Origin of the sequence: Nocardioides sp. CPCC 206348 (genome assembly GCF_048654705.1) — a bacterium.
Classification (GTDB): domain Bacteria; phylum Actinomycetota; class Actinomycetes; order Propionibacteriales; family Nocardioidaceae; genus Nocardioides.
The window spans coordinates 602-904 of record NZ_JBMCZA010000201.1 but is presented as its reverse complement, the minus strand read 5'-3'; the positions used below and the strand labels follow the sequence as shown (position 1 = coordinate 904).

At 69.6% G+C, this 303-nt stretch carries 1 protein-coding gene; it reads left to right on the top strand.

Features of this window, described 5'->3' with window-relative positions:
* Positions 1-303, top strand: a 303-nt coding sequence (locus ACOADB_RS19465) for an enoyl-CoA hydratase-related protein (protein WP_378602231.1), incomplete at both ends; no start/stop codon positions are given.

Here is a 303-nt window from a genome sequence, read left to right as displayed (position 1 = left end):
GGCTCGACCGACTCGAAGTTCGGCTTCGTCTTCGGCCGCCGCGGCATCTTCCCCGAGGCCGCCTCGGTCTGGCACCTCCCCCGGCTGGTCGGCATGACCAAGGCCCAGGACTGGATGATCAGCGGCCGGGTCTTCGGTGCCGACGAGGCGCTCACCTCGGGGCTCATCACGTCGGTGCACGCGCCTGAAGAGGTGCTGGACGAGGCGTACGCACTGGCCCGCGACCTGCGTGACAACAGCGCGCCGGTCTCGATCGCGGTGATCCGCCAGATGCTCAACCGGCTCAGCGGACTGGACTCGCCG